This is a genomic window from Silicimonas algicola (assembly GCF_003148765.1).
GTDB lineage: Bacteria > Pseudomonadota > Alphaproteobacteria > Rhodobacterales > Rhodobacteraceae > Silicimonas > Silicimonas algicola.
Genome location: NZ_QGGV01000002.1, coordinates 412,217 through 432,034 on the forward strand (window position 1 = coordinate 412,217; position 19,818 = coordinate 432,034).

General features: G+C 68.0%; 22 protein-coding genes and 1 tRNA gene. 9 read left to right on the forward strand and 14 right to left on the reverse strand.

From position 1 onward, the window contains the following. Complete coding sequence (locus tag C8D95_RS06395) at positions 1–477, forward strand: MOSC domain-containing protein (RefSeq protein WP_338143029.1); 477 nt, start codon at positions 1–3, stop codon at positions 475–477. Here C8D95_RS06395 and C8D95_RS06400 read toward each other — a convergent pair. The 3 genes from C8D95_RS06400 to typA form a co-directional block, all read right to left on the reverse strand. Beyond that, positions 474–1,268 (reverse strand): isocitrate lyase/PEP mutase family protein, encoded by a 795-nt coding sequence (locus tag C8D95_RS06400; RefSeq protein WP_109758327.1) that lies wholly within the window; start codon positions 1,266–1,268, stop codon positions 474–476. The genes C8D95_RS06395 and C8D95_RS06400 overlap by 4 nt on opposite strands. Further along, entirely contained in the window at positions 1,265–2,440 is a 1,176-nt protein-coding gene (locus C8D95_RS06405) for a pyridoxal phosphate-dependent aminotransferase (RefSeq protein ID WP_109758328.1), read from the reverse strand. Before C8D95_RS06405 ends, C8D95_RS06400 begins: the two co-directional genes overlap by 4 nt. A gap of 92 nt (positions 2,441–2,532) precedes the next feature. Next, positions 2,533–4,350 (reverse strand): translational GTPase TypA, encoded by a 1,818-nt coding sequence (gene typA, locus C8D95_RS06410; protein ID WP_109758329.1) that lies wholly within the window; start codon positions 4,348–4,350, stop codon positions 2,533–2,535. A 287-nt stretch (positions 4,351–4,637) separates the two neighbouring features. Here typA and cysS point away from each other — a divergent pair, with 287 nt between their 5' ends. The 3 genes from cysS to C8D95_RS06425 all read left to right on the forward strand — a co-directional run bounded on the left by cysS (position 4,638) and on the right by C8D95_RS06425 (position 8,486). Further along, the gene (gene cysS, locus C8D95_RS06415) at positions 4,638–6,023 is read left to right on the forward strand and encodes a cysteine--tRNA ligase (protein WP_109758330.1); all 1,386 of its coding nucleotides are present in this window, start codon (positions 4,638–4,640) and stop codon (positions 6,021–6,023) included. Next, the gene (cimA, locus tag C8D95_RS06420; protein WP_109758331.1) at positions 6,020–7,654 is read left to right on the forward strand and encodes a citramalate synthase; all 1,635 of its coding nucleotides are present in this window, start codon (positions 6,020–6,022) and stop codon (positions 7,652–7,654) included. Before cysS ends, cimA begins: the two co-directional genes overlap by 4 nt. A 70-nt stretch (positions 7,655–7,724) precedes the next feature. Further along, a complete protein-coding gene (locus C8D95_RS06425; protein WP_338143028.1) occupies positions 7,725–8,486 on the forward strand; it encodes a squalene/phytoene synthase family protein in 762 nt (253 codons plus the stop codon). Positions 8,487–8,490: 4 nt separating this feature from the next. Here the strand turns inward: C8D95_RS06425 and C8D95_RS06430 are convergent, their stop codons facing one another. Then, a complete protein-coding gene (locus C8D95_RS06430; RefSeq protein WP_109758332.1) occupies positions 8,491–9,252 on the reverse strand; it encodes a rhomboid family intramembrane serine protease in 762 nt (253 codons plus the stop codon). A gap of 105 nt (positions 9,253–9,357) precedes the next feature. On the opposite strand from C8D95_RS06430, the gene C8D95_RS06435 reads away from it, so the two are divergent. Next, positions 9,358–9,897 (forward strand): tetratricopeptide repeat protein, encoded by a 540-nt coding sequence (locus tag C8D95_RS06435; RefSeq protein WP_109758333.1) that lies wholly within the window; start codon positions 9,358–9,360, stop codon positions 9,895–9,897. 44 nt (positions 9,898–9,941) lie between these two features. Next, positions 9,942–10,027 (forward strand) — tRNA-Leu (locus C8D95_RS06440). 3 nt (positions 10,028–10,030) lie between these two features. On the opposite strand, the gene C8D95_RS06445 is transcribed toward C8D95_RS06440, so the two are convergent. Genes C8D95_RS06445 through C8D95_RS06460 form a run of 4 tightly spaced genes read right to left on the reverse strand, consistent with a single transcriptional unit; the run spans position 10,031 to position 13,103 of the window. Next, positions 10,031–10,561, reverse strand: coding sequence for a DUF2799 domain-containing protein (locus tag C8D95_RS06445; protein ID WP_164721674.1), 531 nt, complete (start codon positions 10,559–10,561; stop codon positions 10,031–10,033). Positions 10,562–10,608: 47 nt separating this feature from the next. After that, the gene (locus C8D95_RS06450) at positions 10,609–11,655 is read right to left on the reverse strand and encodes a threonine aldolase family protein (protein ID WP_109758335.1); all 1,047 of its coding nucleotides are present in this window, start codon (positions 11,653–11,655) and stop codon (positions 10,609–10,611) included. 1 nt (position 11,656) lies between these two features. Then, a complete protein-coding gene (locus C8D95_RS06455; RefSeq protein ID WP_109758336.1) occupies positions 11,657–12,154 on the reverse strand; it encodes a YcgN family cysteine cluster protein in 498 nt (165 codons plus the stop codon). A 25-nt stretch (positions 12,155–12,179) separates the two neighbouring features. Beyond that, positions 12,180–13,103, reverse strand: a complete 924-nt coding sequence (locus C8D95_RS06460) for a bifunctional riboflavin kinase/FAD synthetase (RefSeq protein WP_109758337.1) — start codon at positions 13,101–13,103, stop codon at positions 12,180–12,182. Between the two features lie 139 nt (positions 13,104–13,242). Between C8D95_RS06460 and C8D95_RS06465 the strand changes: the two genes are divergently transcribed. Next, positions 13,243–13,878 (forward strand): sulfotransferase family protein, encoded by a 636-nt coding sequence (locus C8D95_RS06465; protein ID WP_109758338.1) that lies wholly within the window; start codon positions 13,243–13,245, stop codon positions 13,876–13,878. Positions 13,879–13,894: 16 nt separating this feature from the next. On the opposite strand, the gene C8D95_RS06470 is transcribed toward C8D95_RS06465, so the two are convergent. Both C8D95_RS06470 and C8D95_RS06475 read right to left on the reverse strand, forming a co-directional pair. Then, positions 13,895–14,338: a MaoC family dehydratase gene (locus tag C8D95_RS06470; RefSeq protein WP_109758339.1), complete on the reverse strand. Its 444-nt coding sequence runs from the start codon at positions 14,336–14,338 to the stop codon at positions 13,895–13,897. Between the two features lie 331 nt (positions 14,339–14,669). Next, a complete protein-coding gene (locus C8D95_RS06475) occupies positions 14,670–15,689 on the reverse strand; it encodes a ribose-phosphate pyrophosphokinase (protein WP_109758340.1) in 1,020 nt (339 codons plus the stop codon). A gap of 109 nt (positions 15,690–15,798) precedes the next feature. Here C8D95_RS06475 and C8D95_RS06480 point away from each other — a divergent pair, with 109 nt between their 5' ends. Together C8D95_RS06480 and C8D95_RS06485 are read left to right on the forward strand one after the other, a co-directional pair. Beyond that, positions 15,799–16,398, forward strand: coding sequence for a 2-hydroxychromene-2-carboxylate isomerase (locus tag C8D95_RS06480; protein ID WP_109758341.1), 600 nt, complete (start codon positions 15,799–15,801; stop codon positions 16,396–16,398). A 2-nt stretch (positions 16,399–16,400) separates the two neighbouring features. Further along, complete coding sequence (locus C8D95_RS06485) at positions 16,401–17,153, forward strand: alpha/beta fold hydrolase (RefSeq protein WP_109758342.1); 753 nt, start codon at positions 16,401–16,403, stop codon at positions 17,151–17,153. A 2-nt stretch (positions 17,154–17,155) separates the two neighbouring features. Here the strand turns inward: C8D95_RS06485 and tpiA are convergent, their stop codons facing one another. The 4 genes from tpiA to C8D95_RS06505 form a co-directional block, all read right to left on the reverse strand. Beyond that, complete coding sequence (gene tpiA / locus C8D95_RS06490; RefSeq protein WP_109758343.1) at positions 17,156–17,899, reverse strand: triose-phosphate isomerase; 744 nt, start codon at positions 17,897–17,899, stop codon at positions 17,156–17,158. 133 nt (positions 17,900–18,032) lie between these two features. Further along, positions 18,033–18,419, reverse strand: a complete 387-nt coding sequence (locus C8D95_RS06495) for a HesB/IscA family protein (RefSeq protein ID WP_109758344.1) — start codon at positions 18,417–18,419, stop codon at positions 18,033–18,035. Positions 18,420–18,469: 50 nt separating this feature from the next. Beyond that, positions 18,470–19,174 (reverse strand): DUF3307 domain-containing protein, encoded by a 705-nt coding sequence (locus C8D95_RS06500; protein ID WP_109758345.1) that lies wholly within the window; start codon positions 19,172–19,174, stop codon positions 18,470–18,472. Further along, positions 19,171–19,806 carry a hypothetical protein gene (locus C8D95_RS06505; RefSeq protein WP_109758346.1) on the reverse strand — a complete coding sequence of 212 codons (636 nt, stop codon included), beginning with the start codon at positions 19,804–19,806 and terminating at the stop codon, positions 19,171–19,173. The genes C8D95_RS06500 and C8D95_RS06505 overlap by 4 nt, the downstream gene beginning before the upstream one ends. Between the last annotated feature and the right edge of the window lie 12 nt (positions 19,807–19,818).

The window sequence follows — 19,818 nt, forward strand, 5'->3', positions numbered from 1 at the left end:
GTGAGGGCGGACACTCCGCTTGGCCAGATGATGGCGCGGCACGCCCGCGACGGCCGGATCGAGGCGATTCTCGCGCGGCCGGAGCGGCGGGCGGACATGGTGACTGTCGATGCCGCCGATCTGACCGAAGCGGGGCTGGAAGAGGACCACGCCCGACCCGGAAAGCGGGCGCTGACGCTGATCCTGGCCGAGCATCTGCCCGTCATCGCGGCTCTCGTGGGGCGGCAGGAGATCGACGCCACCCTCTTGCGCCGGAACCTCGTCGTCTCGGGTCTGAACCTGTCGGCTCTCAAAGAGCGCACCCTTCTCATCGGCACGGCAGAGGTGAGGGTGACCGGCCCCTGCGCGCCCTGTTCCCGGATGGAAGAGGCGCTTGGTCCAGGCGGCTATTCCGCGATGCGCGGACATGGCGGTATGACGGCCGAGGTCGTCTCGCCCGGCCGCATCCGTGTCGGCGATGCGGTTCTTCCGCTCTAGCTCAACAGGGCGTCGACCTCGCTTCCGGACATGCCGTTCGTCAAAGCGGTGAAGTCGCCCGCTCCGAACATGGCCTTTCCCGCGTCGCGGATCACTCGGTGCGTGACGCGCGCGAGCGCCGAGCCGAGGGACAGGCGCGCCGCGCCCATGGCGGCGAACTCGGCGCGGGACATCCGGGCATAGGGACCGGCCACCAGCACGTTGACGGGCTTCCCGGTCGCGGCGATCACGCGCTTCAGGTCGTCGACCGTCTTCGGCAGAGGCACATAGAGGCAATCCGCGCCAGCGGCGTCGAAGGCCCGGATGCGGGCCAGCGCCTCGTCGATGTCGTAGTGCCCGTTCAACACCCCGTCCGCGCGGGCGACGAGGACGAAGTCGCGGGGCAGGGCGCGGGCGGCGGAGGCGGCGGCGCGTATGCGCTCGACGGCCTCGTCGCGAGGATAGGCCCGGTCGTCGGGAAGGGCGGCATCCTCGATCGAGATGCCGGCGAGCCCGACCTCGGCGGCGAGGCGCACCGTCTCGGCCACATCGTCGGGTGCGTGGCCGAAGCCGTTCTCGAAGTCGCCCGACACAGGGACGGAGACGGCGGCGACCAGCGCCTCGGCATGGGAAAGCGCTTCGTCCCGCGACACCGTCCCGCCGTCGGGCCGGCCGAGCGTGAAGGCGTGGGCAGCCGACGAGGTTGCGATGGCGGGGGCGCCGAGCGCCGCGAGCATCCGGGCCGAGCCCGCGTCCCAGGCGTTTGCCAAGATGAAGGGGTCGCCTTTGCGGTGAAGGTCTCGGAACGTCATGCGGCCTGCCTTTTCAATGTATTGTGGAAATTCGCCAATGTCGTCAGCGCTGCATCGAGACGGTCGTCCGCCACCGTCAGCGCGATCCGGAGATGTCCCGCCGCTGCACGGCCAAAGCTTTCGCCCGGCATGACGGCGATGGCATGGGTGTCGAGCAGGCGGTCGGCGAACGCCTCGCCCGACAGGCCCGTGGGCCGGATGTCCGCCATGACGTACATGCTGGCCGTCGAAGGCACCACACGCACCCCAGCGGACGAAAGGACACGCATGGCCAGGGCGTGACGCCGCCGGAAGGGTGCGGCGATTGCGGTTTCAAGCGCCTCGCCCCGTGCCAGAGCGAAAAGGCCCGCGTCCTGGACGAAGCCGGGGACGCCGTAGGTCGTATGTGTCGTCAGGTTGATCGCGTGCGCGATGGCCTCCTCCGGGCCCGCCAGCCAGCCGAGGCGGCTTCCGGTCATCGCGTGGCTCTTCGACAGCGAGCCCACCACAAGGGTGCGCTCCGCGAGGCCCGGCAGGGCGCGGGGCGACAGGTGCGCGCCACTCCAGACCTGTGTGTCGTAGACCTCGTCCGACACGATCCAGAGGTCATGCGCGCGCGCTACCTCGCCGATGCCGTCAAGCGTGGCGCGGTCGTAAACCACTCCGGTCGGGTTGTTGGGCGAGTTGACGAGGATGGACCGCGCCGGAAGTGCCGCCTCGATCGCCGCCGGGTCGGGCCGGAAGTCGCGCTCGGCCTCTGCGGCGACCGTCACGGCTATTGCGCCTGCGGCCCGGATCGTGCCGGGGTACGTCGCGTAGTAGGGGTCGATGAAGAGGGCCCGGTCGCCCGGATCGCAGGCGACGACATGCGCGGCGAAAAGGGCCGCCTGACCGCCCGGCGTGATGACGACATTGCGCCGCGAGGTTGGAACGCCCGTCCGCGCCTCGATCCGCGCGGCGACCGCAGTGCGCAAGGCATCCGTGCCGGGCAGGGCGGCGTAGCCCGTGTGACCGCCCGCCGCCGAGGCGCGCATGGCTTCGAGGATCGAGGGATCGGTGCGGACGTCGTGCTCGCCGATGGTCAATTCGGTCACGGAGACGCCCTCCGCGATCATGCGGCGCGCCTTGCGATAGAGGTCCCAGCCGTCGGGGCCGCCGCCCGTCAGACCGGCGATGCGGTCGGAGACTTTCATGGCCCGAGTGGGACAAAAGCCCGCACTCGAGTCAAATCAAGGTTCGAGCCTGCACCCATCACCGTCCGGCATGGGTCGCAGCCGGAGGCGCGTCAGCCCGCCCGAGCCGCGCGTTTCCGTTCGTGGGGATCGAGGAAGCGCTTGCGCAGCCGGATCGCATTCGGCGTGACCTCGACCAGTTCGTCGTCGTCGATATAGGCGATGGCCTGTTCCAGCGACATGGTGATGGGCGTCGTCAGCCGCACCGCCTCGTCCGTGCCCGAGGCGCGAACGTTGGTCAGCTTCTTGCCCTTCAGCGGGTTCACGTCGAGATCGTTGTCCCGGCTGTGCTCGCCGATGACCATGCCCTCGTAGACCTGCTCCTGCGCACCGATGAAGAGGCGACCGCGCTCTTCGAGCCCCCAGAGTGCGTAGGCGACCGAGACGCCGTCCTCCATCGAGATCAGCACGCCCTGCCTGCGACCCTGGATCGGGCCCTTGTACGGCTGCCAGGAGTGGAAGACGCGGTTCAGGACGCCCGTGCCGCGCGTGTCGGTCAGGAACTCGCCGTGATAGCCGATAAGCCCGCGCGACGGGATCAGCGCCACGATCCGGGTCTTGCCCGTGCCCGCGGGCTTCATCTCGGTCATGTCGCCCTTGCGGGGGCCAGTCAGCTTTTCGATCACGGCGCCGGTATAGTCGTCGTCGACGTCGATGGTCACTTCCTCGACCGGCTCGTGACGTTCGCCATCGATCTCGCGGAAGATCACCTGTGGGCGCGATATGGACAGCTCGAACCCCTCGCGGCGCATGTTCTCGATCAGGACGCCCATCTGAAGCTCGCCTCGTCCCGAAACCTCGAAGGCCTCGCCGCCGGGGGTGTCCTTGACGCGGATGGCGACGTTGGTCTCGGCCTCCTTCATCAGGCGCTCGCGGATGACGCGGCTCTGCACCTTCTTGCCGTCGCGGCCGGCAAGCGGGCTGTCGTTGATGCCGAAGGTGACGCTGATCGTCGGCGGGTCGATGGGTTGCGCGGGAATCGCGTCCTCGACCGCCAGGGCGCAGATCGTGTCGGCCACGGTCGCCTTGGTCATGCCGGCAATCGAAACGATGTCGCCGGCAAGCACCTCGTCGACCGATTGCTGAGCCAGGCCGCGGTAGGCGAGAATCTTCGTCACGCGGAACTGCTCGACCTTCTGGCCGACGCGAGACAACGCCTGGACCGTCGCGCCGACCTTGAGGCGGCCCGACTCGACACGTCCCGTCAGGATCCGCCCGAGATAGGGGTCGGCCCCGAGGGTCGTCGCCAGCATCCGGAAATCCTCGCCGTCGCGCTTCTGTTGCCGGGGGCGGGGAACGTGGTGGACGATGAGGTCGAAGAGCGCCGAGAGACCCTTTCTCGGCCCGTCAAGCTCGGCGTCGGCCCAGCCGGAGCGGCCCGAGGCGTAGAGGTGCGGGAAGTCGAGTTGGTCCTCGTCGGCGTCGAGCGCCGCGAAGAGGTCGAAGACCTCGTTCAGGGCGCGGTCGGGCTCGGCGTCGGGCTTGTCGACCTTGTTCAGCACCACGATCGGGCGCAGGCCGAGGGCGAGCGCCTTTGAGGTGACGAACTTCGTCTGGGGCATCGGGCCTTCGGCCGCGTCGACCAGGAGGACCACGCCGTCGACCATCGACAGGATGCGCTCGACCTCGCCGCCGAAGTCGGCGTGGCCTGGCGTGTCCACGATGTTGATGCGCGTGCCGCGCCAGAGAACCGAGGTGCACTTGGCGAGGATTGTGATGCCCCGCTCGCGTTCGAGATCGTTCGAATCCATCGCGCGCTCGGCCACCGCCTCTCCGACGCGGAAGGCGCCGGACTGCTTGAGCAGCTCGTCGACAAGGGTCGTCTTGCCGTGGTCGACGTGCGCGATGATGGCGATATTGCGGAGTTCCATGTCGGACCTTTTTCGGGTGTCGGGCGGGGGCCTAGCCCGGCCACAAGGGATATGCCAGCGGAAAACCCCGCCGCGACGGTGCGTCCCCAAGCGACCGTGGCAAAGAGCCACCGGCGGATTTCTCTTCCCACATGTGCATCGATCGGGTAGGGACAAGGCCCATGACCCGAGCGATCTGCATCATTCGCTGCATTATCATCCGCTGACAACAGTCGCGCGGGCCGGTCCTTTCCACTCTCCATCGACCTTGGTAAAGCCCGCGCGGGACGCCCTCCCGAGGATCGAGCATGACCGAGATCAGACTGACCAACACCGCGACCCGCCGGAAGGACCCGCTGGAGCCTCTCGTCGTTGAGGGCAAGCCGTCGATGTATGTCTGCGGACCCACGGTCTATGACCGCGCGCATATCGGGAACGCGCGGCCCGTCATCGTCTTCGACGTGCTGTTCCGGCTTCTGCGCCACGTCTACGGCGCGGAGAACGTGACCTACGTCCGCAACGTCACCGACGTGGACGACAAGATCAACGCGCGCGCCACTGAGAGCGGCCGGACCATCCGCGAGATCACGGACGAGACCGCGGCCTGGTATCTGGAGGACATGGCGGCTGTGGGCGCGCTGGAGCCCACGGCGATGCCGCGGGCGACCGAGTGGATCGCCCAGATGGTCGCGATGATCGAGGGGCTGATCGCGAGCGGCCACGCCTACGAGGCCGAGGGGCATGTCCTGTTTCGCGTTCGGTCCTACGACGACTACGGCAAGCTGTCCGGCCGATCCGTCGACGACATGATCGCGGGCGCCCGCGTCGAGGTGGCGCCTTACAAGGAAGACCCGATGGACTTCGTCCTCTGGAAGCCTTCGACCGACGACCTTCCGGGCTGGGAGAGCCCCTGGGGCCGGGGGCGGCCCGGCTGGCACATCGAGTGCTCGGCGATGGCGCAGGGACTTCTGGGCGAGAGCTTCGATATCCACGGCGGCGGAAACGACCTGATCTTCCCGCACCACGAAAACGAGATCGCGCAGTCGAAATGCAGCGGTCACGCCTTCGCGCGGATCTGGCTGCACAACGAGATGCTTCAGGTCGAGGGCAAGAAGATGTCGAAGTCGCTCGGCAACTTCTTCACGGTGCGCGACCTGCTGGACCAGGGTATCCCGGGCGAGGTGATCCGCTTCGTGTTCCTGTCGACGCACTACCGCAAGCCGATGGACTGGACCGAAAAGAAGCGGGTGGAGGCGACGAACCGTCTGGCGGCGTGGTTCCGCAAGACGGATGGCGTCGAGCCGGCGAAGGTCGTGCCGACAAGCGTCGTGACGGCGCTGGCGGACGACCTGAACACGCACCTCGCGATGGTCGAGATGAATTCCTTCTCGGCCCCCTACCTCAAGGCCGCGATGCAACTCCTTGGATTTCCTGAAGCCGAGGACGTCGACTGGTTCCGCGCTCTCGAGCCCGAATTCGTCAGCACGGCGACGGGCGAAGGGCCTCATGCCGATCTGCTGGTGCCGCTCCTCCGCCGCTGGCAGGCGCTGCGCGAGGCGCGGGATTTCGCGGCGGCGGATGCGTTGAAGGCTCAGTTGGAGGGCGCCGGGCTGAAGCTGTCGGCGAAGGACGGCGAAGCCAGTGCCGAGATCCTGCCGGAGTTCGACGCGGGCCGGCTGGAGGGCGTGGAATGACGCCAGAGCGCCTCTCCCTCTTCGACACCACGCTCCGGGACGGGCAGCAGACGCAGGGCGTCCAGTTCTCGGCCAACGAGAAGACCCAGATCGCGCAGGCGCTGGACGCGCTCGGTGTCGACTACATCGAGGGCGGCTGGCCGGGGGCGAACCCGACCGACAGCGCCTTCTTCGACCAGAGGCCGCAGACGCGCGCAACCTTTACGGCCTTCGGCATGACCAAGCGTGCGGGCCGGTCGGCGGCGAACGACGACGTCCTCGCCGCCGTCCTGAACGCCAACACCCCCGCCGTGTGCCTCGTCGGCAAGACCTACGATTTCCACGTCGACACCGCGCTGGGGATCACGCTGGAGGAGAATCTCGCGAATATCCGCGAGAGCATCGCCCATCTCGTCGCCCAAGGGAGAGAGGCGCTGTTCGACGCCGAGCATTTCTTCGACGGATGGTCGGCCAACCGCGCCTATGCGCTCGACTGCCTGATCGCGGCACGGGACGCGGGCGCGCGGTGGATCGTCCTGTGCGACACCAACGGCGGCACACTGCCCGCCGACGTAGGACGCATCACGGCCGAGGTGATCGCGGCGGACATCCCCGGCGAGCGCCTGGGCATCCACACCCACGACGACACCGGCAACGCCGTGGCGGCGAGCCTCGCCGCCGTCGACGCCGGCGCGCGGCAGATCCAGGGCACGCTGAACGGCCTGGGCGAGCGCTGCGGCAACGCGAACCTCACCACGCTGATCCCAACGCTTCTGCTGAAGGAGCCCTACGCCAGCCGGTTCGAGACCGGGGTGACGCCCGACGCGCTGGCGCGCCTGACACGGACGAGCCGGATGCTCGACGACATCCTGAACCGCATTCCGCTGCGCAGCGCGCCTTACGTCGGCGCTTCGGCCTTCGCTCACAAGGCCGGGCTTCACGCGAGCGCCATCGTCAAGGACCCGACGACCTACGAGCATGTGGCGCCGGAAATCGTGGGCAATGCGCGCATCGTGCCGATGTCGAACCAGGCCGGGCAGTCGAACCTCTTGCGGCGCCTGTCCGAAATGGGGATCGAGGCCGAGAAGGGCGACCCTGCCCTGGGCCGCATCCTCGACACGGTGAAGGAGCGCGAGGCGCAGGGCTTCGCCTACGACAGCGCGCAGGCCAGCTTCGAATTGTTGGCGCGAAAGGGGCTCGGCCTCGCGCAGGACTTCTTCGACGTCGAGCGCTATCGCGTCATCTCGGAGCGCCGGCGCAACGCCAAGGGCGAGATCGTGGTCGAATCCGAGGCGGTCGTGACTATCTCGACCCGCGACGGTCCGGTCACGAGCTACTTCAAGAACGAGCATCCGCAGGAGATGCAGGACGACGGCCCGGTGAACGCGCTGTGGCAGGCGCTGAAGTCGGACCTGGGACCCTGGCAGGCGCGGATCGACGACATGCGGCTGACCGACTTCAAGGTGCGGATCACGCAAGGCGGCACCGAGGCCGTGACGCAGGTGGTCATCGACTTCGCCGACGACGAGGGCCGGGCCTGGGCCACGGTCGGCGTGTCGGCCAACATCGTCGACGCCTCGTTCCAGGCGCTGGTGGACGCGATCGAGTGGAAGCTCGTGCGGGACACGGCGGTGTCCAAGGCGGCGGAGTGAGACCGGGAGCGGGCTGGGGGCTCTGCCCCCGACGGCCTTCGGCCGTCTCCCCCGGGATATTTGGGGACCGATGATGGAGTTGCAGGCCTGCGCCGATCTCGTCGCGAAGGGCGATCCCGATCGTTTCGCCGCCGCGATGGCCGCGCCCGTCGAGGCACGGAAGGTGCTCTTTCCGCTCTATGCCTTCAATCTCGAAGTCGCGCGTGCGCCTTGGGTGGCCTCCGAGCCGATGATCGGCGAGATGCGTCTGCAATGGTGGCGCGACGCCCTGGCCGAGATCGCCTCAGGCGTGCCGGTGCGGCGGCACGAGGTCGCGACGCCTCTGGCCGAGGTCCTGACGCCCGAACTGGCGGAAGGGCTGGACGCGCTGATCGAGGTGCGGAGGTGGGATCTTTATGCCGAGCCCTTCGCGGACGAGGCGGCGTTGCTGGCCTATCTCGACGTCACCGGCGCGACGCTGATGTGGACCGCCGCCGCCGCTTTGGGCGCAGGGGAGGCGACCGAGGATACCGTCAGGCGTTTCGGAAGGGCTGCGGCTCTGGCCCGTTACCTCACGGCAGTGCCTGACCTCGAGGCGCGGGGACGCATCCCTCTGGTGGACGGACGGTCGGAGGCGGTGGCGCGGCTGGCCCGCGAGACGAGGAACGCGATGCCGTCCCGCGCCGCCCTGCGGCGAGCCCTGCCGGGTCTGGCGCGCGCGGCGCTGATCGAGGGCTGGCAGGCGGGCGGCATCCTGTCGCGCGCCACCGCCGATCCCTTGCGCGTCGCCGAGGGCCGGCTGGAGCCAAGCGAGTTTCGCCGCCGCCTGGGCCTTCTGTTCGCCAGCCGTTAGGGCGTCAGCGATCCCAGGGAGAACGTGCGCGGTCCTTGTCGCGCCGCACCTTCGGGACCATCGTGCGCCCCTCGCGATATATCGCGTCGGGATGCGGCGGGTGGCCGTGGGTGCGCCTCCAGAAGGCGGCGCCGCCGCGCTTCTGCCAGAGCGGAAAGGTCAGGACGACCCCGGCCGCGAAGCCGCCCGCGTGCGCCCAGTAGGCGACGCCGCCCTGCTCCGTCGGCGTCATCGACCCTTGCACGAACTGGACGAGGAACCAGAAGCCGAGGACGGTCCAGGCGGGCAGCGGAAAGACCTTGAAGATGATGACGAGGATCACGACCACGTCGACGCGCGCCTTGGGGAACATCAGAAGGTATCCGCCCATCACGCCTGCTATCGCGCCGGACGCGCCGACCATCGGGATGAAGGACCCGGGGTCCGCCATGACCTGAGCCGCCGCCGCAGCGAGGCCTCCTGCGAGGTAGAACAGGAGGAAGCCCAGGTGCCCCATCTGGTCCTCCATGTTGTCGCCGAAGACCCACAGGAACAGCATGTTGCCGGCAAGGTGCAGGATGCCGCCGTGAAGGAACATCGAGGTCAGGAAGGTCTCGGGCGCGGACCACGCCGGCACGAGGCCCCAGGTCATGAAGAAGTCCTGCGTCGCCCGGTCATTGGACAAGAGGCTCCAGTAGGACAGGAAGACCGCGACGTTGATCGCGATGAGCACCCAGGTGACATAAGGCGTGCGCTCGGAGGGGTTGTGGTCGCGGATCGGGAACATGGGTCTCACCCGACAGGGAGGCGCGTCGAAGGTCAAGCATCCTCGGCCCGCGTGACGGCGATGTGACTTGACGGAAGGACGGGGCGGGCTTCAAAATCCGGACGCATGAGACACGCGCTTTTCGCCCTGATCCTGGCCCCGCTCCCCGCCTTTGCGGACTGTCCGCCTGCGCCCGATGTGTCCGAGGCGCAGACCGCGATCCTCGACCAGGTGCGGGCCGCGACGACCGAGATGGAGGCGCGCGCCCTTTTCAACGGGGTGTGGGAGCTTTGGACGCAGGCGCCCGACGAACCCGCGCAGGAGCTTCTGGACCGGGGGATGGAGGCGCGGAATTCCTATGATTTCATCGCGGCTCTCGACGCCCTCGACCGGCTGACGGAGTACTGCCCGGAGTATGCCGAGGGCTTCAACCAGCGCGCCTTCGTCAACTTCCTGCGCGAGGATTTCGAGGCGGCGCTTCCCGATCTGGAAGCGGCGCTCGCCTTGCGGCCCGACCATGTGGCGGCGCTCTCGGGCAAGGCGCTGACGCTGATCGGCCTCGGGCGCGAGGACGAGGCGCAGATCGTGCTGCGGCAGGCCCTGAAGCTGAACCCCTGGCTGCCCGAGCGGCACCTTCTGAAAGAGGCGGGGGGGAAGGACCTCTAGCCCTTGCCCGGCGGTCCCTCGCGGTCTAGGCACGTCGAGGCCGCGCGGGCGTGGCGGAATGGTAGACGCATGAGACTTAAAATCTCTGGGGCGAAAGCCCGTGCCGGTTCGAGTCCGGCCGCCCGTACCAGCCTCAGTAGAAGCGCAGACGCGCCCGTTCAGCCCTGAGCCGCAGAACGCGGAGCTGGAGCGTGCCGATCTCGGCCTGGATCGAGGCGCGGCGCGGATCGTCCGCGGGCAGGGAGGCGAGAGCACTGCGCAGGTCCGACACATCGCTTTCGGCCCGGTCGATGTCCTGTTCGACGTCGTAGAGGTCGAGCCCCCGCGCATTGGCGCGCCTCAGTTCCGGCTCGATCTCGGCCGGGCATACGGGCGACAGGCGGTGGCCGTCGGCGCCTTCCTCCCACGCGCGGCGCGGCGTGCAGTAGGTCTTGAGACCGACCTGGCGACCCTTTTCCCACTCCGACCTGACAGGGGCTATGCCGTACTCGTTGCAGGCGCGCGCATGGATGCGGAGGTAGTCGGGCGTCCGCCCTTCGGCGCCGTCTCGCAGGCCGACCGTCTCCCAGTCGCCGGCGCGGCACTGGTCCTCGGAGAGGGAGGCACAGGCCGACAGGAGCGGCAGAAGCAGTACAGCGGGGAGAAGGAATCGGAGCGGTCTCATGTCGGCGATCCTGCGACGAATGCGCATGTTATGCCATGACAGCGCCGTCAGCCTCGGACGAGTTCCACGAAGTGCCTGATGTTCTCTGCGGGACAGGACCAGTCGCAGACGAGGCGGGCGGGCAGAATCGCGTCGTCGTCGCCGTCGAGCGTGCCCTCCCAGAGGTAGTATTTCGCCCCGGCCTCGTGCAGGCGGCGGTGCGCAGCGCGGGAAAAGCGCGGGAAGAGCATGTTGGCCTGCGGTTCGTGCAGGAAGGATACGCCGGGCGTCTGCTTCAGCGCGCGGGCCAGCCGCTGGCCGACATCGTTCGCGGCACGCGCGGTCGTCAGCCACAGGTCGTCGGTCAGGTAGGCGTCCATCTGCGCGGCAAGGAAGCGGTTCTTCGAGAAGAGGTGTCCGCCCCGCTTGCGCCTGAGCTCGAACTCCCGTGCCTTCGCGGTGTCGAAGATCACGCAGGCCTCGACGCCCATGAGCCCGTTCTTGGTGCCGCCGAAGCTGACGGCGTCGACGCCGGCCTTCCAGGTCATCTCGGCCGGTGTGCAGCCGAGGGCGGCGCAGGCATTGGCGAAGCGCGCGCCGTCGAGGTGGAGGGGCAGGCCATGCGTGCGGGCGACCTGCGCGATGGCCCGGATGCGCTCGAGCGGATAGACCGTGCCGCGCTCGCTGACGCTGGTGATCGAGACGCTGCCCGGCTGGGGCGAATGGACGCCGCCAGACTTCAGCACCTCGATGTCGCGGGCCAGCGCGTCGGGCTCCATCATCGCGTCGCGGCTCTCGACGAGGGTCAGCTTCGCGCCGCCGGTGAAGAACTCGGGCGCGCTGCACTCGTCCTGGTGGATATGCGCCTCGGGCGTGCAGAATACCGTCTCGTAGGGTCGCGTCAGGGTGGCGAGGAGCAGCGCGTTGGCGCCGGTCCCCGTGGCGACGAAGAGGACGGCGGCCTCCGGGGCTTCGAAGACGTCGCGCACGCGGTCGGCGGCGCGGCGGGTCAGGTCGTCGTTGCCGTAGGGCAGGGCCCAGCCTTCGTTGGCGATGGCCAGCGCCTCCATCACCTTGGGGTGGACAGGACCGGAGTTGTCGGACGCAAAACGCATGTCAGAGATCCTCGACGATGTGGTCTTCCCACTCTTCTTCCGGCACCTCGAACTCGGGCACCGTCCAGCCCCGCACCGACTGCCCCTCGGCGTGGACCGTCTCGGAATCGCCCGAGATGAGCGGGTGCCAGTCGTAGAGGCGCTTGCCCTCGTGGAGGAGCCGGTAGGCGCAGGTGGTCGGCAGCCAGTAGGCGACCTTGGGCAGGGTGGAGGGGGTCAGCACGACGCAGTCGGGGACAAACTGCCTGCGGATCGGGTACTGCGCGCAGCGGCAGCTCTCGCCGTCGAGGAGGCGGCAGGCGACGCGGGTGAAGGCGACCTCGCCCGTGTCGGCATCCTCGAGCTTGTTGAGACAGCACTTGCCGCAGCCGTCGCAAAGCGCCTCCCACTCGCGCGCAGTGAGGTTGCGCAGCGGCACGCGCTCCCAGTAGCGGTCTCGGAGACCTTCGCGGTTGATGGGGTCGCTGCCCGGTCGCGGTTCTGGCCCAGAGCGTGTCATGCGTATTTGGCGCAAGATGAAGGAGTCATGGGGAAAGTATCTCCCTCGCCTGCGCGCTGTCGGCGTCCATCTGCGCCACCAGCGCGTCGAGGCTGTCGAAGCGCTCCTCGGGGCGGAGGTAGGTAACGAGGGCGACCGAGAGGTGGGTGCCGTAGAGGTCGCCGCGGAAGTCGAAGAGGTGGGCTTCGCAGTTCGGGCGGTTCTCGCCGAACATGGGCCGCACGCCGATCGAGGCGACGCCGTCGTATTCGCCGGCGTGGTCTCCCGAGAGCACGCGGACGCGGACCGCGTAGACGCCGAATTTCGGCGGATGAAGGCCCTCGATGGACAGGTTCGCGGTCGGGTAGCCCAGCTCGCGGCCGCGCTGGTCGCCGCGTAGGACTGCGCCCTCGATGCGGTGAAGGTGGCCGAGCATCCGCGCGGCCTCCTCGGGCCGGCCCTCGGTCAGCGCCTCGCGGATGCGGGTCGAGGACACGGCCGAGCCGTCGCCGACGAGAGGCGTGACGGTGACGCCGAAGCCGAAGCCGCGGCCGAAATCCGTCAGCATGTCGGTCGTGCCCTGGCGGCCCTTGCCGAAGCAGAAGTCGGCGCCGACGGTCACATGGGCGAGGCCCAGTTGCCCGGCGAGGACATCCCGGGCGAATTCCTCGGCGGTCAGGCCGGCGAGGCGCGCGGTGAAGGGCAACTCATAGAGATGCGCCACGCCAAGCGCTTCCAGCCGGTGGACGCGGGCTTCGGCATTCATCAGGCGGAAGGGGGGCGCGTCGGGGGCGAAGTACTCGCGCGGATGCGGCTCGAAGGTGACGACGCCCAAGGGCGCGGCGGCGGCCTCCTGCGCGATCCTCAGCACCGCCTGGTGGCCCAGGTGAACGCCATCGAAGTTGCCGATCGCCACCGTCGCGCCCTTGTCGGCGTCGGTCAGGTAGATGGGGTCGCGGTGGATGCGCATGGGGCGGGGGTAACGTGGGCCAGAGGGGCGGACAAGGGGGATATGGACGGCCGGAACGCGCTGCGAGCCGCTTTCAACATGACATTGGACAGAATGCTTGCCGAGGCAGATAGTCTCGCCACACTCGGGGGGGTGAAACATGACACTTCAGGTGATCGGATCGGGATTCGGACGGACGGGAACGAAATCGCTGAAGGCGGCGCTGGAACGGCTGGGGTATGGCCCTTGTCATCACATGCACGAGATCGTCGAGAATCCGGAGCAGGTGGCGCATTGGCAGAAGCTGGCAGCGGGAGGGGACGTCGACTGGCACGAGGTCTTCGCCGGATACAACTCGCAGGTGGACTGGCCGGGGGCACATGTCTGGCGCGAACTGGCCGAGGCCTTTCCGGACGCCAAGGTGGTGCACACGGTGCGGCCCGAGGAAAAGTGGTGGGCCAGTTTCCAGAAGACCATCGGCAAGCTGATGGCGCGCTATCGCGATATTCCCTTGCCGCCGCACATCCACGACATCCTTGAAGCGTGGAATGATCTGGCGGGGAAAGGGACGTTCGGCGGCAAACTTGACGACAAGGAAGTCGGGCTGGCCGCCTTCAGGAAGAGGACCGACGACGTTCGCGCGGCGCTGCCTGCCGACCGTCTGCTGATCTTCGATCCGGCCGAGGGGTGGGCGCCGCTCTGCGCCTTCCTCGGGAAGGACGTGCCGGACGAGCCGTTTCCGCATCACAACCTGAGGGCCGATTTCTGGGAGGTGCTGGGCGGCGAGCCCGCGTGACGGGGCGCCGGGGGGGTCAGTCGAACTTCGCGGACGGCGCGAGCACCGTCGCCTCGCCGACGAGGACCTTCTTGCCGTTGACGAGGCAGCGCGTGTCGAGCTTCACGCGGCGCTTGGCGTAGTCGATCTCCAGCACCTCGACCTCGGCCAGGACCATGTCGCCCGGGCGGACGGGGGCGAGGAAGCGGAGCGTCTGGCCGAGGTAGACCGTCCCGTGGCCGGGAAGCTGCTCGCCGATCACGGCCGAGACGAGGCCCGCCGTCAGCATCCCGTGGGCGATCCGGCCCTCAAATATGGTGTCCTGCGCGTAGGCGTCGTCGAGGTGGACCGGGTTTCGATCGGTCGAGACGCGGGCGAAGAGCTCGATGTCTTCATCCGTGATCTCCTTCCTCAGCGAGCGCACCATGCCCACCTCGAGATCCTCGATCACGATGGTGCCGCGCGGCTGGTTGTCGAGCATCACGATTCTCTCCGCAACAAACGAACCCAAATGGCTTCTGCTGTGAAACTTAATTACTTCGCAGGTGCAGAAAATCAACCCCTCTTATGGTCGGAGGCGGGGTCTGAACGGAATGTTTCGCGAAAAACCGGTGGAATGCGGCAGCCGCGTCGATACTGTCGGTCGGACATGTTCAAGCTGGGGGGCTGAGTTCATGCCGAAACGCCTGCGCGATTTGCTGCTCGGGGCACCCGAGGCGGTGCCCGGAGACTATATCCTCGCCCTTACCGCGGTGGTGGGGCTGATGGCGGCGGTCTTCGTGCGGATGATCTGAGGCGCGCGCCTCCGCGGGTCAGCCTAACGAGTACATCCCGTCGTAGATCGGCTCGAGCGTCTCCTGGTCGAAGAGGCTCGAGACCGACGTCCCGTGCCAGATATTCATGATCGCCTGTGCCAGCATCGGCGCCGTCGGCACGATGCGGATGTTCGTCGCGGCCTTCGTGGCCTCGGACGGCTCGATGGTGTCGGAGACGACGAGGCTTTTCATGGCCGAGGCCGTGACGCGCTCGATGGCGGGACCGGACAGCACGCCGTGCGAGATATAGGCGTGGACCTCCTTCGCGCCGGCCTCCATCAGCGTCTCGGCGCCCTTGCAGAGGGTGCCGGCGGTGTCGACGATATCGTCGACGATGATGCAGACGCGGTCCTTCACGTCGCCGATCACGGTCATCTCGGCGATCTCGCCCGGCTTCTCACGGCGCTTGTCGACGATGGAGAGGGGCGCATTGATGCGCTGCGCCAGTTCGCGGGCACGCGCCACGCCGCCGACGTCGGGGGACACCACGGTGACCTCGTCCATCGTCTTGCGGAAAGCGTGCTTGATATCGAGCGCGAAGATGGGTGCGGCGTAGAGGTTGTCGACCGGAATGTCGAAGAACCCCTGGATCTGGGCGGCGTGGAGATCCATCGTCAGGATACGCTCGATGCCGGCCGAGACCATCATGTTGGCGACAAGCTTCGCGGTGATGGGCGTGCGCGCCTTGGTGCGGCGATCCTGACGAGCGTAGCCGAAATAGGGGATCACGGCGGTGATCCGCGCAGCCGACGACCGGCGCAGCGCATCGGCCATGATGAGGAGCTCCATCAGGTTGTCGTTCGCCGGGTTCGACGTCGACTGCAGGATGAACATGTCCTCGCCGCGGACGTTCTCGAAGACCTCGACGAAGATCTCGCCGTCGTTGAAGCGCTCGACCCGGGCGTCGACGAGGCCGACGTTCATGCCCCTGTGCATCGACATCCGGCGCGCGACGGCCTTCGCCAGCCCCTTGTTGGCGTTGCCGGCGATGATCTTCGGTTCTTCGAGCTGGGGCATTGACGCGCGGACCTCCCTGGACCGCGGAGCGCGGCGGATTCGCAATGTTGACACCGCTTAGCATGTGCCTAGGGTCACGCAAACAATCGAAACCGGGAGGCGGGGCCACATGCCTCACATCGACTATTATCTCACTGTTGTCTCTCCATTCTGCTACCTCGCCGGCACACGTCCTGCCGAGGTCGCGGCGAAGCATGGGGCCACGATCACTTACAAGCCGGTGGATGCCGTCGCCCTCTTCGGACGTACAGGCGGTGTTCCGCTTGCACAGCGCCATCCGTCGCGCCAGGCCTACCGGCTCGCCGAAATTCCCCGCCAGGCGAAGATGCTGGGCATGCCGATCACCGTGAAGCCGGCGCACTTCCCGACCAATCCGGCCCCGGCGGGCTATGCCATCATCGCCGCGCAGAATGCCGGCGGCGGTGACCTAGCAGCGCTCGTCGCGGGCCTGTCGCGCGCCTGCTGGGCCGAAGAAAAGGACGTCGCCGAAGACAGCGTCATCAAGGGCTGCCTCGAGGCGGCGGGCTTCGATCCGGCGCTCGCCGACCGCGGGCTTCTCGCAGGGGCCGAGACCTATGGGACGAACCTCGAGGAGGCGGTGAACCGCGGCGTCTTCGGACTGCCGTTCTTCATCACCGACGACGGCGCGCCGTTCTGGGGCCAGGACCGGATCGACCATCTCGACGCGCATCTCGGAGGGCGGCTCTGACCATGGCGGCGAAGAAACCGCTTGCCCTCATTCACTGCATGCTCGGCCGCGCCTCGAACTGGCGGCCGTTTCTGAACGCGCTCGGCGGAAGCCCGTCGCCGCTTCTGATCGAGCTTCCGGGCCACGGGCTGGCCGCCAAATGGGACGAAAGCCGGGACTATTCGGACCAGGCGATCGAGATGGCGCTGGACGAGTTGCCGTCCGACCCCGTGCCGCTGGTCGGCCACTCCTATGGTGCGGTGCTGGCCCTGCGCATCGCGGTCGAGAGACCCTACCGCGTCAGCTCGCTCGTCCTCGTCGAGCCGGTGTTCTTCGCCGCCGCGAAGGACAGGTGGGCCCATGACAAGGCGATGCGCGACCTCGCGCCCTTCGACAAGAACGTCAAGGCCGCGTCCTATGCGACGGCGGTGAAGGAGTTCCACGCGCTCTGGGGCGACGGGACGGCCTGGAAGGATTTGCCCGCCGAGGCGCGCGCCTACATGATGGAGCGGATCGCGCTCGTGCCTCAGGGCAACAGCCTTCTGCGCGACGACCGGCGCGACATCCTGGGCGAGGGGCGGCTCGAAGAGCTCGAGATACCGGTGACCTTCGTCGATGGCAGCGCAAGCCATCCCGTGATGGCCGAAATCATCCAGTCGCTCGGCGACCGCATCAAGGACGCCGACTGGGCGACTATCGAGGGCGCCGGGCACATGCTTCCGATGACGCATCCGAAGCAACTGGTCGAGGCCGTGAAGGGCCGTCTGTTCGTCTGAGATCAGGCGGCGCCGAGCGCGTCCACGATCCCCCCGAAATCCGCCGCCTTCAGGGACGCGCCACCAACAAGGGCGCCGTCGACATTCGGCACGGCGAAGATCTCGGCGGCGTTCGACGCCTTCACCGATCCTCCGTAGATGATGCGCATTCCTTCGCCGTCGGCACCGAAGCGCGCGGTGAGGCGTGCGCGGATGTCGGCGTGGACGAGGGCGATCTCGTCGGTCGTGGGAACCTTGCCGGTGCCGATGGCCCAGACGGGTTCGTAGGCGATGACGGTATCCTCGGCCGTCGCGTCGTCGGGGAGCGACCCGGCGACCTGACCGCCGACGACCTCGAGGGTGCGGCCCGCCTCGCGTTGCTCGAGCGTCTCGCCGACGCAGACGATGGCGATGAGACCGGCGTCATGCGCGGCCTCGGCCTTGGCGCGGACGAGCGCGTCGTCCTCGCCGTGGTCGGCCCGGCGTTCGGAGTGTCCCACGATCACAAAGGCCCCGCCCGCGTCCCGGACCATCGCCGCCGAGATGTCGCCGGTATGTGCGCCCGAGTCCTTCGGGTGACAATCCTGGGCGCCGGTCTGGACGGACGTGCCGAGCGCCGCGTCCGAGACGCGCGAAAGAAGCGTGGCGGGCGGACAGATCAGGATGTCGCAGCCGGGCGTCGGGTGAGCCGTCGCCAGCGCCTCGATCTCGGCGAGGCTGGCGGCGAGGCCGTTCATCTTCCAGTTTCCGGCGGCAAGCTTCTGCATGGGGCGTCCTCCTCACGGGCTGCGGGCGCGACAATGCGCGGCCAGACGCGAAGGTCAAGCCGCGCGGCTTCTTCTGTCCTGAAATACTCCGGGGGTGCGAGCGCCAGCGAGCGGGGGCGGAGCCCCCGTCGTCTCAGCCCGACGTCGCCTCGCGTTCGGCCGCCAGCGTATCGACGTCCTTGAACTTGATCGACTCGCCGCATCCGCAGGCGTCGGTCACGTTCGGGTTGCGGAACCGGAACGCCGATTCGAGGAGCGAGGTCTCGTAATCGATCTCGGTCCCGAAAAGGAACATCTGCGCCATGGGCGCGATCATCACCCGCGCGCCGTCCTGTTCGACCACCTCGTCCGTGGGATCGACGGTGTCGGCGAACTGCATGGTGTATTCCATCCCGGCGCATCCGCCCTTCTTCAGGCCGATGCGCAGTCCCGAGCGGCCGTCCTTCTCCATCAGCCGCGCGATCTGGCGGACCGCGGCCGGGGTCAGTGTGACCGCCTGCTTTCCGGGAATGGCGAACATGGGGCGTCTCCTTGGGCTTCTTTCGAATCTAGTCGGTCCGGGCGGTCGTCTCAAGGGGTTGGCGGAAGAAGCGCCTCGATCAGGGTCATCGTGCCATAGCCCACGACCATGGCCCAGCCGAACGAGGCCAGCGTGCCGATGATGACGTATTCACCCGCGCGCGTATCCTTCGACGTGGTCTCGAAGCGGAGGACCGACTTGGCCGCGATGAGAAAGCCGATGCCCGCCGGCTGCTCGACGAGGATCAGAAGGAAGATGATCCCGCGCTCGAGAAGCCCGATCAGCCGTCCCCCGTTCGGCAGGCCTTCCGGCAGGACGCTGCGGTCCCAGGGGCTGACGAGGAGGGCGACGACGTGTCCGCCGGCGGCGGTGGCGAAGACCAGGCCGGCGGCGGCGGCCATGAGGCCGGGAAGCCAGGGGATTGCGGCCCAGGCGCCACCCGCGAAAAGACCGGGCGACAGAAGGGCGACGGCAGCGAGGGTCAGAAGATGCGCGCCCTGGTCGGCGAGGAACGAGGCGAGGCGGTTCGGCAGGGTATAGGCCTTGACGATGTCGATCGCGATGTGGACGGCGGCGAGCGCCAGAGGCTCCCAAGCATCGACGCGGCCGAGGGCGGCCTGCGCGGTGACGAGGACGATGGCGAAGTGAAGGAAAAGCGTCCGGGCGCTGCGCTTGGTGGCGACCATGCCCGAGGTCTGGAGCAGGAAATCGGCGACGGCATGAGCGAGGAGGAGCGCGGCGAAGGTCTCGATCATCTCGGCGCAGCCTCTGTGAAGTCATGCGTGGCGAAGGCGTGAAGCGCCTCGTCCAGTGAGGCGACGCCCGAGGCCGCGAGGCGAAGCTGGACCGCTTGCCGCGTGATGCCGAGGTGGCTTGCGATCTCTTCCTGCGTCGTCTCGCCGAGAAGGCTCAGCGCGGCTGCCTCGGCCTGGGCGGGGGACCATCGGCGCATGACCTGTTCGGCGAGCCTGAGCACGGCGTTCTGCCAGACCCCGATGCCATCGCCCGCGATCAGCATGAGCCGCTTGCCCGCCTGGTCGAGATGGTCGCCGGACACGAAGAAGGCGCGTCCCGTCGCATCCGCAAGGTCGGTGCTTCCGAGGCTTTCGACGCTGCCGATCCCGGCCGAGATGCGCGTATCGAGGCCCAGTCCGGCGGCGATGAGGCGAGCGCGAAGGAAGAGCATTGCGTGGAGGACGCGGTGGGGGTCCGACACCACGACCTGCCAGCCGTCGCCGCGATGACGGGTGAAGCGCAGGTCCTCTGACCAGGTCGAACCGAAATCCTTCGCCGCGCGGCGGAGCACGTCCATCGCGGCCTCGACGCTGTCGGACGAGGCGGAGCGAGAAGCGACGATATCACCTGTGAGAACCGCGAAGGCTTCCATGAGCAAGCTTTA